At 63.9% G+C, this 18,391-nt stretch carries 20 protein-coding genes and 2 tRNA genes; 8 read left to right on the forward strand and 14 right to left on the reverse strand.

Annotated elements, in window-relative coordinates; translation table 11 throughout:
• Positions 1-17 precede the first annotated feature (17 nt).
• Complete coding sequence (locus ABIB78_RS32290) at positions 18-485, reverse strand: DUF2269 family protein (protein ID WP_429032096.1); 468 nt, start codon at positions 483-485, stop codon at positions 18-20.
• A 373-nt stretch (positions 486-858) separates the two neighbouring features.
• Here ABIB78_RS32290 and ABIB78_RS32295 point away from each other — a divergent pair, with 373 nt between their 5' ends.
• Positions 859-1,368: an N-acetyltransferase family protein gene (locus tag ABIB78_RS32295; protein ID WP_429032098.1), complete on the forward strand. Its 510-nt coding sequence runs from the start codon at positions 859-861 to the stop codon at positions 1,366-1,368.
• 166 nt (positions 1,369-1,534) lie between these two features.
• Positions 1,535-2,065: an inorganic diphosphatase gene (ppa, locus tag ABIB78_RS32300; RefSeq protein ID WP_429032100.1), complete on the forward strand. Its 531-nt coding sequence runs from the start codon at positions 1,535-1,537 to the stop codon at positions 2,063-2,065.
• 187 nt (positions 2,066-2,252) lie between these two features.
• On the opposite strand, the gene ABIB78_RS32305 is transcribed toward ppa, so the two are convergent.
• Genes ABIB78_RS32305 through ABIB78_RS32315 form a run of 3 tightly spaced genes read right to left on the reverse strand, consistent with a single transcriptional unit; the run spans position 2,253 to position 3,801 of the window.
• Complete coding sequence (locus ABIB78_RS32305; protein ID WP_429032102.1) at positions 2,253-3,137, reverse strand: bifunctional methylenetetrahydrofolate dehydrogenase/methenyltetrahydrofolate cyclohydrolase; 885 nt, start codon at positions 3,135-3,137, stop codon at positions 2,253-2,255.
• A 1-nt stretch (position 3,138) separates the two neighbouring features.
• Entirely contained in the window at positions 3,139-3,474 is a 336-nt protein-coding gene (locus tag ABIB78_RS32310) for a DUF167 domain-containing protein (protein WP_175619423.1), read from the reverse strand.
• Positions 3,475-3,510: 36 nt separating this feature from the next.
• The gene (locus ABIB78_RS32315) at positions 3,511-3,801 is read right to left on the reverse strand and encodes a YggT family protein (RefSeq protein WP_429032104.1); all 291 of its coding nucleotides are present in this window, start codon (positions 3,799-3,801) and stop codon (positions 3,511-3,513) included.
• 297 nt (positions 3,802-4,098) lie between these two features.
• Here ABIB78_RS32315 and ABIB78_RS32320 point away from each other — a divergent pair.
• A tRNA-Ala gene (locus ABIB78_RS32320) sits at positions 4,099-4,174 on the forward strand.
• A 118-nt stretch (positions 4,175-4,292) separates the two neighbouring features.
• On the opposite strand, the gene ABIB78_RS32325 is transcribed toward ABIB78_RS32320, so the two are convergent.
• The 7 genes from ABIB78_RS32325 to ABIB78_RS32355 all read right to left on the reverse strand — a co-directional run bounded on the left by ABIB78_RS32325 (position 4,293) and on the right by ABIB78_RS32355 (position 12,199).
• Positions 4,293-5,102, reverse strand: a complete 810-nt coding sequence (locus ABIB78_RS32325) for an enoyl-CoA hydratase (protein ID WP_429032106.1) — start codon at positions 5,100-5,102, stop codon at positions 4,293-4,295.
• Positions 5,103-5,218: 116 nt separating this feature from the next.
• Positions 5,219-6,034 (reverse strand): glutamine amidotransferase, encoded by an 816-nt coding sequence (locus ABIB78_RS32330; protein ID WP_429032108.1) that lies wholly within the window; start codon positions 6,032-6,034, stop codon positions 5,219-5,221.
• A 156-nt stretch (positions 6,035-6,190) separates the two neighbouring features.
• Positions 6,191-6,970: an SDR family NAD(P)-dependent oxidoreductase gene (locus ABIB78_RS32335; RefSeq protein WP_429032110.1), complete on the reverse strand. Its 780-nt coding sequence runs from the start codon at positions 6,968-6,970 to the stop codon at positions 6,191-6,193.
• A gap of 225 nt (positions 6,971-7,195) precedes the next feature.
• The gene (locus tag ABIB78_RS32340) at positions 7,196-7,699 is read right to left on the reverse strand and encodes a TerB family tellurite resistance protein (RefSeq protein WP_429032113.1); all 504 of its coding nucleotides are present in this window, start codon (positions 7,697-7,699) and stop codon (positions 7,196-7,198) included.
• Positions 7,700-7,887: 188 nt separating this feature from the next.
• A complete protein-coding gene (locus ABIB78_RS32345) occupies positions 7,888-9,297 on the reverse strand; it encodes an adenylate/guanylate cyclase domain-containing protein (protein WP_429032115.1) in 1,410 nt (469 codons plus the stop codon).
• Positions 9,298-9,338: 41 nt separating this feature from the next.
• Positions 9,339-10,724: a cytochrome P450 gene (locus ABIB78_RS32350; RefSeq protein WP_429032116.1), complete on the reverse strand. Its 1,386-nt coding sequence runs from the start codon at positions 10,722-10,724 to the stop codon at positions 9,339-9,341.
• Positions 10,725-10,807: 83 nt separating this feature from the next.
• Positions 10,808-12,199 (reverse strand): hydrolase, encoded by a 1,392-nt coding sequence (locus tag ABIB78_RS32355; RefSeq protein ID WP_429032119.1) that lies wholly within the window; start codon positions 12,197-12,199, stop codon positions 10,808-10,810.
• Positions 12,200-12,361: 162 nt separating this feature from the next.
• Between ABIB78_RS32355 and ABIB78_RS32360 the strand changes: the two genes are divergently transcribed.
• Positions 12,362-14,041 carry an MFS transporter gene (locus ABIB78_RS32360; RefSeq protein ID WP_429032120.1) on the forward strand — a complete coding sequence of 560 codons (1,680 nt, stop codon included), beginning with the start codon at positions 12,362-12,364 and terminating at the stop codon, positions 14,039-14,041.
• Positions 14,042-14,154: 113 nt separating this feature from the next.
• Here the strand turns inward: ABIB78_RS32360 and ABIB78_RS32365 are convergent, their stop codons facing one another.
• Entirely contained in the window at positions 14,155-14,370 is a 216-nt protein-coding gene (locus tag ABIB78_RS32365) for a hypothetical protein (protein WP_429032122.1), read from the reverse strand.
• Between the two features lie 258 nt (positions 14,371-14,628).
• Here ABIB78_RS32365 and ABIB78_RS32370 point away from each other — a divergent pair, with 258 nt between their 5' ends.
• Positions 14,629-15,690 (forward strand): polysaccharide deacetylase family protein, encoded by a 1,062-nt coding sequence (locus tag ABIB78_RS32370; protein WP_429032123.1) that lies wholly within the window; start codon positions 14,629-14,631, stop codon positions 15,688-15,690.
• Between the two features lie 562 nt (positions 15,691-16,252).
• Here the strand turns inward: ABIB78_RS32370 and ABIB78_RS32375 are convergent.
• On the reverse strand, positions 16,253-16,522 hold the full coding sequence (locus tag ABIB78_RS32375) for a hypothetical protein (protein ID WP_429032125.1): 270 nt from the start codon (positions 16,520-16,522) through the stop codon (positions 16,253-16,255).
• A gap of 181 nt (positions 16,523-16,703) precedes the next feature.
• On the opposite strand from ABIB78_RS32375, the gene ABIB78_RS32380 reads away from it, so the two are divergent.
• The 3 genes from ABIB78_RS32380 to ABIB78_RS32390 all read left to right on the forward strand — a co-directional run bounded on the left by ABIB78_RS32380 (position 16,704) and on the right by ABIB78_RS32390 (position 17,892).
• The gene (locus tag ABIB78_RS32380; protein WP_429032127.1) at positions 16,704-17,066 is read left to right on the forward strand and encodes a hypothetical protein; all 363 of its coding nucleotides are present in this window, start codon (positions 16,704-16,706) and stop codon (positions 17,064-17,066) included.
• A gap of 110 nt (positions 17,067-17,176) precedes the next feature.
• On the forward strand, positions 17,177-17,563 hold the full coding sequence (locus ABIB78_RS32385; protein WP_429032129.1) for a restriction endonuclease: 387 nt from the start codon (positions 17,177-17,179) through the stop codon (positions 17,561-17,563).
• Positions 17,536-17,892 (forward strand): restriction endonuclease, encoded by a 357-nt coding sequence (locus ABIB78_RS32390; RefSeq protein ID WP_429032131.1) that lies wholly within the window; start codon positions 17,536-17,538, stop codon positions 17,890-17,892. Before ABIB78_RS32385 ends, ABIB78_RS32390 begins: the two co-directional genes overlap by 28 nt.
• A gap of 369 nt (positions 17,893-18,261) precedes the next feature.
• On the opposite strand, the gene ABIB78_RS32395 is transcribed toward ABIB78_RS32390, so the two are convergent.
• Positions 18,262-18,337: transfer RNA gene (locus tag ABIB78_RS32395), tRNA-Thr, on the reverse strand.
• Between the last annotated feature and the right edge of the window lie 54 nt (positions 18,338-18,391).

Consider the following 18,391-nt stretch of genomic DNA (forward strand, 5'->3'; position numbering starts at 1 on the left):
GGGAGTCGGGTCATGCTCTAAAATGGCTTCGCGATCATCAGCCAGAGGATGATCATCACCGAGCCGAAGCCGGGAATGCCGAACAGGAACCAGCGGCGAAACAGCGCGAAGTAACGCGGCGGCAACGGAAGACCTTTTTCAACGGCGGCTTGCGCGAGGTCGCGCATCTCCATCTGCATGAAGATGACGGGAACCCAGACCACGCCGGCCAAGGCATAGAGCGCAAGTGAAACCAATAGCCAGCGCTCGGTCAGGCTCGTTGCCGACAGCATCATCAGCAGCCCGCCGCTCACCGGCTGCAGCAGCACGGCGCTCAGCGTGAAGATCATGTCCGCGATCACGACGGTCGCCGCCGTGCGCGCGATGAAAGCCGCATCGTGCGTACGATGCGCCGCCAGCATGAAAAAGGCGATGCCGGTCCCGGTGCCGAGGATCACGATGGCGCCGAGCACGTGCAGATATTTGATCAGGAAGTAGAGCGTCATCGCAATCCGCTCGTGATCAGGCCGGCTTCGGCTCGCACAAATACCGCCGCTGCCTCAGGCCGGGCGTTCGCGAAAATCCACCGCCGCGGCGCAGACGCCGAGCGCCCGATGCACCCACGTCGCGACCGGATTCGCCCGCGGAATTCCTTCGGCGAATCAGGTCGGGCGAACCTTTTCCCGAACTGCGGCATTGTCATACTGCGCTCGCGATCGACGCTTTGCACAGGCCCGGATCAGCGATTGGTTGCGCGAGCCCGGCGAGTGTCCTCTTTCGGTACAAGTTTTCATGACACTGATGCAAAAAATCCACAGGTTAACTGATAATTAACGATGGACCTTGAAGGCGGCCCTCCGACTTGCTTTGATCACGTGCATGAGCACAACGCTAATCGAGGTCCGGCCGGCCAAAGCTGCAGACGCGGCTGCGGTGGCGTCTACCCATGACGAAGCCTGGCGCTCGGCGTATCAGGGCATCATCCCCGGCGCCGAACTCGAAAAGCTGATCAATCGCCGCGGCCCGCAGTGGTGGGACAGCGCCATCCGCAAGGGCAGCCGCGTCAGCGTGCTGGTGTTCGGCGACCGGATCGCGGGCTACGCCAATTACGGCCGCAACCGCGCCCGCAGCCTGCATTTCGAAGGCGAGATCTACGAGCTCTATCTGCGGCCGGAATTCCAGGGCCTCGGCTTCGGCCGGCGTCTGTTCGCCGCGGCCCGCCGCGACCTCCTTCAGAGCGGTTTGAAGAGCATGGTGATCTGGGCGCTCTCGGACAACGAGCCGGCGACCGAGTTTTACCGCGCGCTGGGCGGCCGGATGGTGGCGCGCTCATCGGAACGGTTCGGGCCCAAGTCGCTCGACAAGGTCGCTTTCGCCTGGGCCAACTGAAAATCCTGCTTCTCTCGCAGCTGCAGCAAGGCTAAACCAGCCTGAGCGCTGCGTGCGACGGCCAGCCCGGCCCCCCAAGGCCGGGCCTGATGCTGTTTTGCGGCCTGGCGGCGCCAACCAAAAAATCACATCGTTCTCAACTTCCAAAGGCCACGCGGAGCAATCCATGCGTATCGACGCCATATCGATCGGAAAAAATCCGCCCCACGACGTCAACGTCATCATCGAGGTTGCCGTCGGCGGCGAGCCCATCAAGTACGAAATGGACAAGGAGGCCGGCACGCTCGTGGTGGACCGCTTCCTCTACACGCCGATGCGCTATCCCGGCAATTACGGCTTCATCCCGCACACGCTGTCGGGCGACGGCGATCCCTGCGACGTGCTGATCGTCAACACCCGCGCGATCGTGCCGGGCGCCGTGATGAGCGTCCGCGTGGTCGGCGTGCTGCTGATGGAAGACGAGGCCGGCGGCGACGAAAAGATCATCGCGGTGCCGTCGTCGAAGCTGACCCAGCGCTACGACAAGGTGCAGAACTACAGCGACCTGCCCGACATCACGCTGCAGCAGATCCGGCACTTCTTCGAGCACTACAAGGACCTCGAGAAGGGCAAGTGGGTAAAGGTGCTGCGCTGGGGCGACGCCGACGAAGCCCGCAAGCTGATCCTCGAAGGCATCGAGCGGGCCGGGAAGAAGTAGGCACGCTGCCTAGGCTCCCTCGCCCCGCTCTTGCGGGGTCGAGACGAGCGAAGCTCGCTCTTAGAGGGTTGGGGGTGAGGGGCTTCCCTCCACGAGTTGCGAACGTCGAGAGACCTGTACCCCCGTCACCCGGATTGCATCTGACGATGCAATCCGACCTCTCCCCGCAAGCGGGGCGAGGTAAGAACTACACCGCCGGCGCCGGCAGGCCGTGAATCGCGCAGGCGGCGCGCAGCGTATTGACCAAGAGGCACGCCACCGTCATCTGCCCGACACCGCCCGGCACCGGCGTGATTGCGCCGGCAACGTTCAGCGCCTCCGGGAATGCGACGTCGCCGACCAGCTTCGGCTTGCCGCCGGGAACCGAAATGCGGTTGATGCCGACATCGATCACGGTCGCACCCGGCTTCAGCCAGTCGCCACGCACCATCTCCGGACGGCCGACCGCGGCATAGACCAGATCGGCCTGGGCGCAGAGCTTCGGCAGATCGCGCGAGCGCGAATGCGCGATCGTCACCGTCGCGTTCTCGTTCAGCAGCAATTGCACCAACGGTCGGCCGACCAGATTGGAGCGGCCGATCACGATCGCGTTCAGCCCCTCGATCGAGGCATGCACGCTCTTGGTCAGGATGACGCAGCCGAGCGGCGTGCAGGGCGACAATGCAGCTAAGCCCCCGGCGAGCCGGCCGGCATTGTTCGGGTGCAGGCCATCGACGTCCTTGGCTGGGTCGATCGCGTTGATGATGGTCTCGGTGTGCAGCGATTTCGGCAGCGGCAGCTGCACCAGGATGCCGTGCACCAGCGGATCGCGGTTGAGCCGCGCGATCAGCGTCAAGAGATCGGCCTGCGACACATCCTCGGGCAGCTTGTGCTCGAACGAGGCCATGCCGGCGGCCTGGGTCTGGGTGTGCTTGCTGCGGACATAGACCTCGCTCGCCGGATCATGGCCGACCAGCACGACGGCGAGCCCCGGCGTGAGCTGGTGGTCGCGCTTGACGCGGGCGACCTCGGCGGCGACACGGGCACGAAGCTCGGCGGCGATGGCCTTTCCGTCGATGATGCGGGCAGTCATGTCAGTCCTTCGTTTCCTGGTTCGGCCCGGCCGCGGTCAGCTTCCTCAACGTTTCGCCAAGCCCTTTCGGGTCGCCGTCGACAGCCACCTGCTTCAGCCGCGAGGTGGCGCCGGACAACAGCTTCACCCTGGCCTTCGGTACGCCGAGCGCCTTGGCCAGCAACTCGGTCACGGCGCGATTGGCCTCGCCGCCCTCGGCAATGGCGCGGACCCGCACCTTCACCACGGAACGGCCGTTGGCCAGCGTTTCGATCCCGTCGATGTCGTCGCGGCCGCCGCGCGGCGTCACGCGCAAAGCGATGCTGATGCCCTCGGTGGAATAGCGCCAGGGCTCCATCGATCAGGCTCCATCAGCTGGGTCCATCGCGAAGGATCAGATCACGTTGGGATAGACGTAATAGGCGATCACCCGCTGGATGAACATGATGATCAAAATCACGATGATCGGCGAGATATCGAGCCCGCCCAGATTCGGCATCACGTTGCGAATCGGCCGCAGCACCGGCTCGGTGATCCGGTAGAGGAACTCGGCCACCGCGGAGACGAACTGGTTGCGCGTGTTGACGACGTTGAAAGCTACCAGCCAGGACAGGATGGCGGAGGCGATCAGCAGCCAGACATAGAGGTCGAGGACGATGATGACGATGTCGAGTACAGCGCGCATATGATGGGGGCTCGCGGGTGGGACGACCAATTGAAGCACAACGAGACCGGACTGAACCGCCATCGCGCTTCTTGTTTGAGCAGGATCTTTTCGGAAAACCGCTACGCGCTTTGCGCTAACGCGGCCCGCCGGGTCCGGATCATGCTCTAAATATCGGTTCATCCCCCCGCAAACAAGGGAAGTTCCCGGCGGGAAAGGCCGAAAACCGCTGTTTCAGCGTTCTTGACTTGACCTTGGGCGGGACTGTAAATGGCGCCCGACTGACGGCCGGGATACTCAGCAACACCCGGCCGCGATGGGGCCATAGCTCAGCTGGGAGAGCGCGTCGTTCGCAATGACGAGGTCGGCGGTTCGATCCCGCCTGGCTCCACCAGCCTTCGCTGGCTTCGCGAGCTTCGGCTAGGCAAGCCCGGAAAGTCCTCGTAGCGAAGTGAGCGAAGGCTGCCCCGCCATAGCCCGAAGGGCGACGGCGGGCTGGTACCCAATCCCCCTCACGTCCCCGTAAACCGTGGCGGCCGCTTTTCGACGAAGCTCGCGACGCCTTCCCTGAAGTCATTGCCCTTGAGCGCGATCTGCATCTCGCGGTTGGCGTCGATGGTGGCTTCGGCGAGCGTCTGGAACGGCACGTCGTAGACCTGACGCTTGATCACCGCGATCGCGCTCGGCGAGACGAAATCGGCGAGGTCGCGGGCATAGGCATAGGTTTCCTCGCGCAGCTTCTCCGGCGCGCAAAGCCGGTTGACGAGGCCGATGCGCAACGCCTCCTCGGCCGACACGCGCCGCGCCGACATCAACAGATCGAGCGCGTTGGCGTGACCGACGATGCGCGGCAGCATCCAGCTGATGCCATGCTCGGCGATCAGGCCGCGCCGCGCGAAGGCGGTGGTGAACACCGCGCTGTCGGCGGCGAAGCGCAGGTCGCAATAGAGCGCGTGGACCAGGCCGATGCCGGCCGTGGCGCCGTTGAGCATTGCGATCACGGGCTTCTTGATTGCGGGGTAATAGGCGTAGCGCGTCTGCCAGTCGGCGCGGCGGTTCATGTCGAACGGAATGTTCTCGCCACGCCTGACCTCGTTGGGATCGATCCCCTTCAACGCTTCCATGTCGGCGCCGGCGCAGAAGCCGCGGCCCGCGCCGGTCAAAATGACGACGCGAACATTGTCGTCGTTTGATGCAGCCTCCATCGCGTGGCGCACGTCGCGCTCCATGATCGCGGTCCACGCATTCATGCGGTCAGGGCGGTTGAGCGTGATGGTCGCGATCCTGTCGCTGACCTCATAGAGGATGTGTTCGTAGCTCACGGCGATCTCCCTGTGCCTTGTTGTTCTGAATTCGCGCGGCGATGCGGCCCGCGCGCGGCAGCCGACAGTAGCACATCCATCAGAATGAAAAGCCGGCGCGAAATTCCGCGCGGCGGCTATTCCGCGGCCTGCAGCATCACCGGCTGCGGCACACGCGTGATCCAGCCATCGATGAAATGCTTCAGCCAGGCGCGTTCGGCGGCATCGTGCACGGCGCGTTCGGCGAAGTGCAGATGACGCGGCTGCGCGCCAGGCGAATCCATCCGCGCGCAACCGCGCGCGGTCCAGCGATGCATCATCGCGTAGGTCACGTCGGGATGGAATTGCAGGCCGAAGGCGTTGCCGAACTGGAACGCCTGCACCGGGAAATCATCGCCCGCTGCGAGCAGCTCCGCGCCGGCGGGCAATTGAAATCCCTCGCCATGCCAATGATAGACGCGCGCCGGCCAGTCCGGGCACAACGCGCGGCCTGCTTCCGTCGGCCTGACCGGGTAATAGCCGACCTCGACACGGCCTTCCGGATGCGGCGCGACGTTGGCGCCGAGTTGCCGCGCCAGCATCTGCGCGCCGAGGCAGATGCCGAGGAAGGGGCGCTGCTCGCGCAGCGGAACGGCGATCCAGTCGATCTCACGCCGCACATAATCGTCGGCATCGTTGGCGCTCATCGGACCGCCGAAGATCACCGCGCCGGCATGCGCGTCGAGCGTTCCGGGCAGCGTGTCGCCGAAGCGCGGACGGCGGATGTCGAGCAGGTATCCCAGCGCGCGCAGGGCATTGCCGATTCGTCCGGGAGTCGAGGTCTCCTGATGCAGCACGATCAGCACCGGCCGCGGCGGCGTCTGAACCGAGATCTGATCCCTAGGCGTGACCGCGGCCGGCCTTCGGCTCGCGAAGGGCACCACGACACGGGTTTGGTCAGACCGGAACGACATTGCCTCTGCTGAAATATTCGGCACGTAAGGCGAGATCATAGCTAAGTGGTCGTTAACATCGTGTGAGTTTGCGCACACCCCCGTGCGAAGCAAATCGCGGGCCAGAAACAGCCCAAGGGCGATCAATAGGAGCGTTTAGAGCAAGGCGGACGACCGCTAGCGCTTGCGGAGCTGAAAACCGCCGACCGCCGTCAGGATGAAGGAGCGCGGGAACAGCCGGAGCAGGAACGGCACCAGCTTGATGAAGGCGCCGGGCAACACGGCGCGCTTGTTGGCCATCAGGCCGCGATAGGCCTGGCGAGCGACCTCATCAGGCGCCACGTTGAGGACGTCGGAATCGAACCCGGGGGCAAAGCCCGCGCGATCCTGGAACTCGGAGGGTACGGGACCGGGGCAGACGACGGTGACGCGAACGCCCTGCGGCGCCAGCTCACAGCGCAATGCCTCGGAGAACGAGAGCACATAGGCCTTGCTGGCGTAGTACACAGCCATGCCGGGGCCCGGCAGGAATCCGGCGATCGAGCCGAGATTGAGGATCCCGCCGCGGTTGCGGATCAGCTGGTCGGCAAAGCGCAGCGTCAGGTCGGTCAGCGCGCGGATGTTGAGGTTGATGATGTTGAGCTGTTCGGCACGGTCGCGCTCTATGGCGCGGCCGAACAGGCCGAAGCCGGCATTATTGACGAGATATTCGACCTCGACCCCGGCCTCGGTCAGGGCTTGCGCGATCCGGTCGCCTGCATCGGTCTGCTGGAGATCGCAGGGGATCACGATCGGGGCCGCGCCGCCCTTGCCCCCGAGTTCGTCGGCGAGCGCCTTCAGGCGATCGGCGCGCCGCGCCACCAGAGCCACGCGGTGACCATTCGATGCAAACACGCGCGCCAGTTCGGTGCCTATGCCCGCCGATGCCCCGGTTATCAGCGTCACACGCTCGGTCACGTTTCAAACTCTTATTGCAAATTCTAGTGAGATCCCCAACGGGGCGACGAGAGCATAGGCATGCGGTGGGACGCAAGACGCGTATGGGCTTGTGGACAGTGGCGGCCCGCTGATTTGGCGATGAAACGCCAGATTTTCAGTCGGATCGCCCACAATCGCGGCGGACATTAAAGTTTCGTCATCCGCGACACCGGCGACGATGCTCCATTTGCGCAGGCGACCGTGTCAGATTGCCGCGTCTGCGGTGCCCCAGGGGCCCTTTGGGAGCGCCGCCTGCTTCTCGGCGACGCGGTGCTTGAGATCGATGCGGTCGCGCGAGGAAATGCCGAGCAGGTCGGCGGCGCGCCAGACCACATTGTCCTCGAACTCGCTGACCTCGCCGTCGGCATAGACCAGCTCCCACATCATCTCGACGATGCGCAGCCGGCCCTCCTCATTCACCGAGCGCATGATCACGCTGGTAAAGTGATAGAGATCCACGGCCTCGCCCTCGACGCGCATGGCGGAGGCGATCAGCTTGTCGGCGGTGCCGGGATCGAGCTGGAAACGGCTCTCGATCAGGCTGTGCAGCTTGCGCGTCTCGGCCGGCGTCGGCTCGCCGTCCAGCGAGACGACATGCACCAGCAGCGCCGTCGCCGCGAGGCGATAGCCGCCGTCATCGAGGGTGCGGTCGGCCTGGGCATCGGGGGAGACGATATCGGCAATGAATTGGCGGAGTCCGTCGAGCATCGCTCTCTCTGTGGAATGAAGGCTGGAAGCCTCTAATCTGAGCACGATCTATCCGGAAAAACCGCTGCGCACTTTTCCAGATCATGCTCTGTTGAAATCTATATGGCGTGGAAACAGAACCGGCGCAATCCGCGCGGGTTCCCGCCGCGGCATTACGTTTCGGCAAGCATTACATTTCAGCAATATGACTACGGTATCTCGTACACCACGAGCTTGTCGGCAATGCCGCGCAGCGCCGCTTCCTTTTGAATCGGCTTGATCGCCGCGCGATCGAGGATGCCCGCGACCTCCGCCGATTCCATCACCGGCTGGGTCAAATGGATTTCCTGTGACGTCGACAGGCTCTGCACCCGCGCCGCGATATTCACGGTCTGGCCGAAATAATCCTGCCGCTCGTTCAACGTCACCGCGAGGCACGGCCCTTCATGGATGCCGATCTTGACGATCAGGTCCTCCTTGCCGCGCTCGGTGTTGAGTTGCTTCATCGCGGCCCGCATGCGCAGGCCCGCCGACAATGCATGCTCGGGCCGGACGAAGGTCGCCATTACCGCGTCGCCAATCGTCTTCACGACTGCGCCGTGCTCGGAGGCGATGATCTCAAGCAAAGCGTGGAAATGCGCACGCACCAGATCGAATGCGACGAGATCGCCGACCCGCTCATAGAGCGCGGTCGATCCCTTCAGATCGGTGAACAGGAAGGTCAGCGCGGTGATCTTCAGCCGCTGGTCGACGGTGAGGTTGTCGGCCTTGAACACATCGCGGAAGGTCTGATTCGACAGCATCCGCTTCGCGGTGAGGATCGGCTTGCGCTTGCCGAGCAGCTCATGCAGCGCATCGGCTGCAACCCACACCGCTGGCAGCACGCGGGTGTCGGTCTGGTTGTCGAGCGACAGCCGGAGCGGCCCCGGCCGCAATACGGTGGTGCCGGTCGGCGCCTGCAGCTTGTTGAACACGATCGAGAACTGCTGACGTTCGGTGGTCGGCTCGCCCTGCACATCGAAGAAATGCGCCGAATGCGTCACCGGCTCGAACACGATCAAGAACTGCTTCGGCAATTGCAGCGATAGCAACGCCTTTTCACCGGCCGGCAACTCCAGCGATTCCAGCGTCACCTCTTTGAGCAGGCGCTCCAGCGAGCCTTCGTTGAGCTCGATGCCCGAGCTCCAGAACATCTGTCGGACATATTCCCAGATTGGCAGCGTGTTCGGATCGTGCGCGCCAATGCGGCGCACGCGCGGACTGACGGTGAAGGCGACCTCAACGAGGTCGTCGACGGAAGCCTCATAGCCGGCTGCGCAGAGTGCGCAGTTGTAATCGTCATGGCGCAGCGACTTCAGCGTCGAATGCGCATCGAGCACGCCGCCGCAGCCCGGACACAGCACGTTCCAGCTCATGTCGAACAGACCGAGCCGGGAGGCATGCAGGAAGCCGGAGATCACCTTCTCCTGATCGAGACCAGTACGGCTCGAGAAGTCCAGCAGGTTGATGCGGTTGAGATCCCGATCATGACCATCGACGATCAGCTGCTGCATGGCATCGACGACGTCCGGATCGGTCGTCTGCCTGAGGACTGCGAAATGGGCCTGCGTATCGCTCATGGTGAGCCCCTAGATGAGCATTGGGACACTGCCGCGCAAGGTCAGCGCGGCTTGATCGTAAACACCGGGGAGCGGTTCGGCTGGGTCGTCACCACGCCGATCGGCAGCACCGGATCCTTGTCCGCCAGCGCGACGCGGAACGCGCCGATGATCTTCGCAAGCGCGAGCGTCGCCTCAACCAGCGCAAAGTGTGCTCCGATGCAGACCCGCGCGCCGACCCCGAACGGCAGGTAAGCGAAGCGATCGGGCGGCGTCTCCGTCATGAAGCGCGCCGGCACGAACGCATTCGGATCGCGCCACAGCCTCTCATGCCGGTGCAGCAGCCACGGCGCGATCAGGATTACGTCATGCTTCCTGACCGGACGGCCCACGATGGTGTCGGGACCGCCCGCCGCACGCACGATCAGGAACGCCGGAGGATAAAGCCGCATGGTTTCGTCGATTACGGCGCGGGTGAACTTCAGCCGCTCGATGTCGAGCGGGCCTGATGTCGCCGCGCTGCTGACTTCTGCCGCCAGTTGTTCCTGGGTGTCGGGATCCAGCGCCAGCAGATAGAGCGCCCAGAACAACGCGGTCGCAGTCGTCTCATGGCCCGCCAGGATCATAGTCGCGATCTGGTCGCCGAACTGGGCATCGGTGAAGGCATCGCCGGTTTCAGGATCGCGCGCGGCGCCCATCAGATCGAACAGGTCGCGGGCCGGCGCGTTGTCATCCTTGCCGGCGGCGCGGCGCTCGGCCATCAGCATGCCGACGAATGCGGTCCAGCGTTTGCGGAAGCGAGCACGCCGGAAATCCTGCGGAGTAGGCCAACTCAAGGGCAGCAGCAGGTCCAGCATATGCGGCCGCGCCAGCGTGTCGCCATACTCCATCACGAACTCACGCAGCGCGGCGCCATGGCGATCCATGCCGAACGAGAACATGGTGCGGCCGGCGATCTCCAGCGTCATGCGCTGCATCACCTCGCGCAGATCGACCGGGCAGCTGCTCGCGGACTTCAGCTTGGCGATGGTCTCGTCGACAGCCTCGATCATGTAAGGCACCAGCGTCGTCACCGCGCGCGGCGTGAACGCCGGCGCCAGCGTGCGGCGCTGATGCTTCCATGCGCGGCCTTCGGCGATCAGCAGTCCCTCCCCCAGCATCGGGCGCAGCACGCGAAGGCCGGCCGGCGTACGGGTGTAGTTCTCGTAATTGTCGACCAGCACATGGCGGATCGCATCCGGCGTGTTGAGGATGAAGCTCGAGCGGCCGAGAAAGCGGCCCTGAACGATGTCGTCCTCATAGGCGCGCTGCCCCCAGGTCTCGATCGGCGAGTTGCGCATCACCCGCATGCGCTGGAGCCCGGTCATATCGTCGGGCGCGCGCGGCGGGGCCGGCGGGACCAGGGGCCGCCGCGTGATCGGGATATCGTGGACTTCGGCTATGCTCATGGTCCTCGCTTCCTGCCTCACGCAACGGCCGATCCGGCCATGCGATCCCGGCGCCATGAAGGCGCGCGGACCCGTTACCAGACCTAATAAGTCAGCTCGGCGACCGCAATCCGATTCTCCGACGCCGGCCAGGTCCGCATCACAATGCGTTCCCCGTTGAAGATCGCCGCGACCGGGCGGCCGGCCTCGGCCGCAGCGAACCGCAATGTCGTCACCGCATCGGTCGGCACGCCGGATTTGACATCGGTGGGCTCCTTGCCGTCGAACAGTACGATATCGCGCGGCAGCCCGAAATAGCCGCGCGGCCGCGACATCAGCACAATGGCGCCCGCACCGGAATCGGCGGGCGAAAGCGGCCGCGCCGCGCGCAGATGCACGATCCCGGACGAGCGTCGAAACGGCGAGCGATAGATGTGCGTCGTCACCGCACCTGGCGAAGTCAGCACGAATTCGAGCGGCCAGGACGGATCGACCTGCGCCGGACCCCAGCGGCCGTCGGCGCCGGTCTGCGAGCTGTGCAGCGGGCCGCCGATGCGCTCGCCGGTTTCCGCCGAGACATGATAGATATCGACCGTGGCACCCGGCACCGGCCGGTTGGTCGGCACGCCGCCGGGCATGCCGGTGACGAGGCCACTGAGCTTCACCGCCGCCTCCGGCACGATCTCGATCCGCGACGGCTCATGCCCCGCGATGAACCTGTAGATCTCGCGAAAAGCGCGCGGATGAAATCCGGTCTCGCGGTGATCGAGCGCACCGAGCACCAGATTGGTCGCGCCTTTCAGCGCCGGACCTTCGGTCGTGACATTGGTCGGCGTGCCCGGCTTGCCGACAAAGCGGCCGTCGGCTTGCGCATATTTGTCGAGACCATCGCTGCGCAAGGTCAGGAATGCGGTGCCAACAGTCACTTCACTGTCGCCGTCGTTCAACCCGCGCAGGAACGCACCGCGCCCGTTGAACTCGTTGCCGAGCCCGTCGTCCCACGCATACACACCGTGGTTGGGCGTGCCGCACAGCACCGCGTGGCTTGTGTCGCCGCCGCCACCATTCTTGACGTAGTTGCGGATCGCATTGCCGCCACGGGAATTCCCGACCAATGCAATACGTGCGGCACCGCTGCTTTGCTTGAGCTGCCTGACCGCCTCGGCGAGCTCGCGCCGCTGGTCCTCGGTCGAGGAGCGGCTGGCCTGCTCGACCTTGTCATCCGTGCGCGCCAGGGGATCGGTGAAATTGATCGCGGCCATGCGCTCGCGCGGCACGCCGTTGGATTCCATCCGCCACAGCGTCGTCATCCAGAGCGCTGCGTGATCGCCATTGCCGTGCACGAACAGGATCGGCGGGATGTCGCCGGCCTGCGCCGGCTGCGCCAAGGCCGATTGAGCCAGGGCCGACTGAGCCAAGGCCGGGGCGGCGAGCCGGCCGGCCAACAGGGCGAGAGCACCGGCCCCTTGCAAGATTCTCCGCCGCGACAGCGCCATTGGTCCCCTTCCCCAGGCCTTCCTCAGGTCTTTCAGTGCTTTAGCTGTGTCCTGGATCCGCCAAACATAGCGTAATCGCTGGACAGGACACGCGTTTCGCGGGCATCAGTTGATGCAGCCGGAATCATTCAACTAGCCATAACAGGCCAACCGGAACCGGATATGACCGAACCGCGCAAGCGCTCCGACAGTATCACTGCACCCTTGCGGCATTCAATCTTCCGGCGAATCTGGCTCGCCAGCCTGCTCTCCAATCTCGGCATCCTGATCCAGGGCGTCGGCGCCGCCTGGGCGATGACCCAGATGACCTCGGAAGCCGACAAGGTCGCGCTGGTGCAGACCGCGCTGATGCTGCCGGTGATGCTGATTTCGATGCCGGCCGGCGCCATCGCCGACATGCATGACCGCCGCATCGTGGCGCTGGTGTCGCTGGCGATCGCGCTCTCCGGCGCCACCACGCTGACGGTGCTGGCCTGGCTCAATCTGGTGACGCCGAACATCCTGCTCGCGCTGTGCTTCGTCGTCGGCAGCGGCATGGCGCTGTTCGGCCCGGCCTGGCAATCCTCGGTCAGCGAGCAGGTGCCGTCGGAGACGCTGCCCGCTGCGGTCGCGCTCAACGGCATCAGCTACAACATCGCGCGCAGCTTCGGCCCGGCGATCGGCGGCATCGTGGTCGCGTCCGCAGGCGCTGTGGCAGCCTTCGCCGCCAATGCCGTGCTGTATCTGCCGTTGCTCGCCGTGCTGTTCCTGTGGAATCGGGTCAGCGAGCCATCGCGGCTGCCGCGCGAGCGGCTGAACCGCGCCATCGTCTCGGGCGTGCGCTACATCACCAATTCGCCGTCGATCAGGATCGTGCTGACCCGCACCATGGTGACCGGCATCATCGGCGGCTCGGTCTCGGCGCTGATGCCGCTGGTGGCGCGCGATCTGCTGCATGGCGGCGCGCAGACCTACGGCATCATGCTCGGCGCCTTCGGCATGGGTGCCGTGATCGGCGCGCTCAACATCAGCGAGATCCGCAGCCGGCTCAGCGGCGAGGCCGCAGTGCGCACCTGCGCGCTCCTGATGGGCGTCGCGATCGCGATCGTCGCGGTGAGCAAGCAGCCGGTCATCACCGCGGCCGCGCTGGTGGTTGCCGGCGCGGTGTGGATGCTCGCGATCGCGCTGTTCAATATCGGCGTGCAGCTCTCGGCGCCGCGCTGGGTCGCGGGCCGTTCGCTTGCGGCCTTCCAGGCCTCGATCGCCGGCGGCATCGCGATCGGAAGCTGGTGCTGGGGCCGCATCACCGACGTGGGCGGCGTCGAGATGGCGCTGTTGATTTCTGCCGGTCTGATGCTGCTGTCGCCAGTGCTCGGGATCTGGCTCAGGATGCCGCCGGTCGGCGCGCGCAACGAGGACGCAACCGATACCCTGGCCGATCCCGAGGTGCGGCTGCAACTGACCGGGCGCAGCGGGCCGCTGGTGGTCGAGATCGAATACCGGGTGGCGCAGGACAATGCCCGCGCCTTCCATAATGTGATGCAGGACGTGCAGCTCAGCCGGCAGCGCAACGGCGCCTATGGCTGGTCGATCGCGCGCGACATCGCCGATCCCGAATTGTGGACCGAGCGCTATCATTGCCCGACCTGGCTCGATTTCCTGCGCCAGCGCAGCCGCGCCACCCAGATCGAGCGCGAACTGCATCAGAAGGCGGCCGACTTCCACATCGGCGCCGATCCGATCCGCGTGCGCCGCATGCTGGAGCGGCCGTTCGGCTCGGTGCGCTGGAAGGACGAGACCCCGGATCGCGCCGCCAAGGAAGTGATCCCGGTGGTCGCCACCGCGGCGGGCAGCAGTACGTAGTCTCGATCGTCATTCCGGGGCATCGCGCAGCGATGAACCCGGAATCTCGAGGTATTAGCGCGCGATTCCGGGTTCGATGCTTTCGCATCGCCCCGGAATGACAGTTGGTGGGTTTATTGCCCGTGATCGGCGAGTGTCTGCTGGCAGGCCTTGCTGAGACGGCTGCGGTGCTCCCTCAGGCAGGCCAGCACGGCCTGATCGCCCTCGCCGAGATGGGCGCGGCAGAACCGGGAGGCGTCGCGTGAGCAGGCATCACGCCCCTGCTGCTGTGCCGAGGCGGCCGACGTCAACAGAACCAGTGCAACGACGGCGAACAGAAATCGGGTCATCTCTCAAAGCCTCTAAGGAATGCGACGCTGATTCTATAGCGTTTCAGTGCCGCGAAGAAGCTTGAAACGGAGGAGCGAGCCGGCCGGGTTCGCCCCGCACGGGTGCGAGCCCGCGCACTGTGACGGTCATCACGCCGGTATAAGGCCCGCTTTTTGTTGTCGTTCCGGCGCCTTGTTGGGATCGCGTTAAGACCTTGTTGGCATTAATCGCTCGTTACGGCTGTGGCGTATCCTTGAGTTCCGAGAGAGTGTGTAGCGATGCGTAGTGCGTTGGGCCTGATGCTGGCCAGTGTTGTGGCGGCGATCGTGATCGCCGGTGTGTGGTTCTGGACCTCCTCCCCGCGTGCCGACGCGGCTCCTCCGCAGACAACCGCCGCCGCCAAGGCCGAGCCGCTTCCTGCGGCAGCGGCCAGGCAGGCTGCCAGGGACGATGTCGAGACGACCGCCGCGCTGTCGAAGCGCGCCGATGCCACCCAGGCGGCAGCCCCGGCCGCGGCACCCGCAGCGGCGCCGATGCCGGCCCCCGTCGCGGCCGCGCCCAAATGCGCCAATCCCGATGCGCTCGGCATCAGCCGCACCGTCGTGGTCGACACCACTGGCGGCCCGGGCTTCGGCTTCCTGCAGTACAAGCAGTATGACTTCCTGACCGACAAGGAGGTCGTGCTGACCTTCGACGACGGTCCATGGCCGACCACGCCCGCCGTGCTCAAGGCGCTGGCGGACGAGTGCACCAAGGCGGTGTTCTTCCCGATCGGCCTGCACACCACCTATCACCCGGACATCCTGCGCCAGGTCGCCGCCGCCGGCCACACCATCGGCGCCCACACCTGGTCGCACGCGCACCTGGCGAGCAAGAAGCTCACCGAGCAGCAGGCCAAGGACGAGATCGAGAAGGGTTTTAGCGCGGTGAAGCTGGCGCTGGGTGCGAACCCCGCGCCGTTCTTCCGCTTCCCGGCGCTGGCGCATACGCCGGCGACGACCGCCTATCTCGGCAGCCGCAACATCGCGATGTTCTCGGTCGACGTCGATTCCAACGACTTCAAGTCCAAGAGCTCGGACGAGGTCATCAACAACGTGATGACCAAGCTCGACAAGGAGCACAAGGGCATCATCCTGATGCACGATCTGCAGAAGCACACCGCCCAGGCGCTGCCGACGCTGCTGCGCCGGCTGAAGGCGGGCGGCTACAAGGTGGTCTGGATGAAGGCCAAGACCCAGCTCGAGACGCTGCCGGAATACGACGCGATGATGGCGAAGACCGAGAAGCCGATCGCATCGGGCCGGCCCGTGGGCAACGTCGTGCAGACGGTCGCCGAGTAAGCGCGCGAAGCATCAGGCCGAAAGCGTTTGAAACGTCGTCATGGCCGGGCTCGTCCCGGCCATCCACGTTTTTGCGGCAACGACTCAAGACATGGATGCTCGGGCCAAGCTAGGCCAAGCCCGAGCATGACGAGCCACGGAACGTGGGGCGATAGCCGCCTTCGCATGGGCGCATGCCAAAATATCGAAAACAACCCCATGCAAAGTAGCCGGCGGCTGCCGGCGTTCGACACGGCAACTTGACACGTCGGGCAAGTCAGCGGCACAATTCCATTATTCCGAAATCGTGCAAGCGCCCCTCGCCCCGGCTATCGCATGTGGCGTTTGCGGACTTCTGCAGCCGACATTTCCACGTCGTCGTGCCCGGGGCCATGGGACGTGGCCGTAGCCATATACGGTTGCCCTGCCCGCAAGCGGGAGAGGGAGCACAGTCCTTTTCGGCGTTACCAATAAATCCCGTGACGATGCAGCTCGCCGATGATGCGGCCCTCGGTCCAGCGCCCGGCGTAACGACCACGGCTGGATTTTGTACGTGTAGCTAGGCTTGTCGTCGTAATATTCGTCATTTCGCGCCGACGATGACGGCTGCACGTTGGACTGTTGCGCACTCGGCTGCGGAGCCGGTGCCGGTGCCGGCGTCGTTGCAGCCGCCGGCGCAGCAACCGCCGAAGGCCGGCGCCACCGGCAGATCAGCAACCTTGCCCGCTGTAGTGACCGAGTTCGATGCTGCTGCCGGCAGCGACTGTGCTCCGCCCAACGACAGGCTTCGTTCGCCGGCCTGCGCGGCAGCGGAAGCCAAAATCATCGCCGTGATTAGGATGAGTTCGCGCATTGTTGTGCTCCCGTTGGTGGCCGGAAGACTAGCCACGCCGCAAGAGCGGCTATGTGAGCTGCTTCACGCGGCCCGGCCTCGTTCAGCGATCCCCGATCCTCGACCGCCTCTCCGGCAGTTGAATATGTAGTTGATTTCAGCCTAAGGTGGATATCACCGTTATAAAGCAGCGGGGGATGCAATGCTGATGTTGGAGTCTGAGGCTCTCACGAAGGATGCCTGGCAATGGTTCGGAGCAGGGCTAGGAGTAGCCTTCCTCGTCACAATAGCATTGATTGTCCTATTCTTCTGGTACAGCGCCTACCATGCCGAAACTGAACAAGATGCACTCGATCTTGGCGTTTTAGGATTGATCTTGCTTCTGGTGACGATCTTCTATCTCGTGGCGTTTTCGTTCCTCGTGGCCGCTTCGACGAAGGGCCTAGACGTCAAACTGCTCGTGGCCGCGGTTGATGCATTTGTTTTGATCGGAAGTAAGCTACTTGCGCCAGAGTTTTTACGTTACTTGAACGAGGAGCCAATCGGGGGGCCGACGAAGAAGTAACCGAACAGACGCTCACGACTTCGCTGATTTTGGTCAACGATTGATCGTCGCGCGCAAGGCTCTCGTAAATGGATCGAATTGGTTAGGTCGAATTCTGCGGGAGGCACCGGATGGCTAATGAGAACCAAATGTGGGGAATTCATGGGGGGCGTACAGGCGATGCCAATACTCTCTTCCTCAAAGAGGGCTGCGTTGCGCTCGGATGGCACAAGGTCGGTGATCTGAGTAAGCTTGCGCCGAACAGAGAGGCTTTTAAGGCAGAGCTCGCGAGCAAATTTCCGGATAAGAAGGCCGGTGCAATTCCAGTCGAGGCCGGTCAACTGTTTCGGTTTGCACATGAGGCGAGGGTGGGGGACATTGTCATCTATCCTTCTAAAGCCGATCGCCACATTCACGTTGGCCGTATCAGCGGTAACTACTTCTACAACGACGAGGGAAAGACGACCTATCCGCATAGGCGGCCGGTCGAGTGGCTAAAGGGGCAGATGGTGGCGTAGATATTTTGGCGCACAAAGACGAACTCGGGTTTGAGCCACCAATCATTAAGGTGCAGGTGAAGAGTAAGGAAGGGACGAGCGGTGACCCCGAGGTGTCTTCGCTTTATGGCAAGTGTGACAAGGACGAATATGCACTGTTCGTGACACTAGGCGATTTCTCGAATCAGGCTATTAGCTTCGCCAGAAGCAAACCAAACCTTCGGCTCGTGGCTGGTGACGAACTGGTCAATATTATTCTCCAGCATTATGAGCAGTTTGATAGCCGATACAAAGGGCTTCTACCGCTAAAGCGCGTTTATGTACCCGATCCTGAAGATACAGAAGAATAGTCTATCGCTAATGTTTCCGAACCTGAAAACGGACAAGTGTTACACGCTGTTTGGGCGCAGAAGTCTGCGGCGAGGTCCACACGCATTGAGATGCGTAGGGAATTGACGAACCCTGCAGCGCGGTCCGTTTTCGGATTTTGAGGTCGGCGGCCCAAGACGTGCCCAGAATAGTATGCCAAGCTGAGCCGCTGATCATGGAAGCACTAGCCAGCTTGTCAGCATTGCCACGCTGGAATGAAGATATTGCTCTCCATCCGCCACGAAGCGCCCAGCACGTGTTGCGAAGTCATTGAGCGATCGCCCGCTGCTTACCAACAAGGCGTCCTTAACACTCATTATCGCTGCCAATATGCAAGTCATCTGAAGTTGTGGTGCCGCAAGAGGGACTCGAACCCCCGACCCCGTCATTACGAATGACGTGCTCTACCAACTGAGCTATTGCGGCGAACCGTTCGGCAACGGCCTGACAACGCGCCACCTGATATCGGGCATGACCCCG

This window comes from Bradyrhizobium sp. I1.14.4, assembly GCF_050435825.1.
In the GTDB taxonomy this organism is placed as follows: Bacteria; Pseudomonadota; Alphaproteobacteria; order Rhizobiales; family Xanthobacteraceae; genus Bradyrhizobium.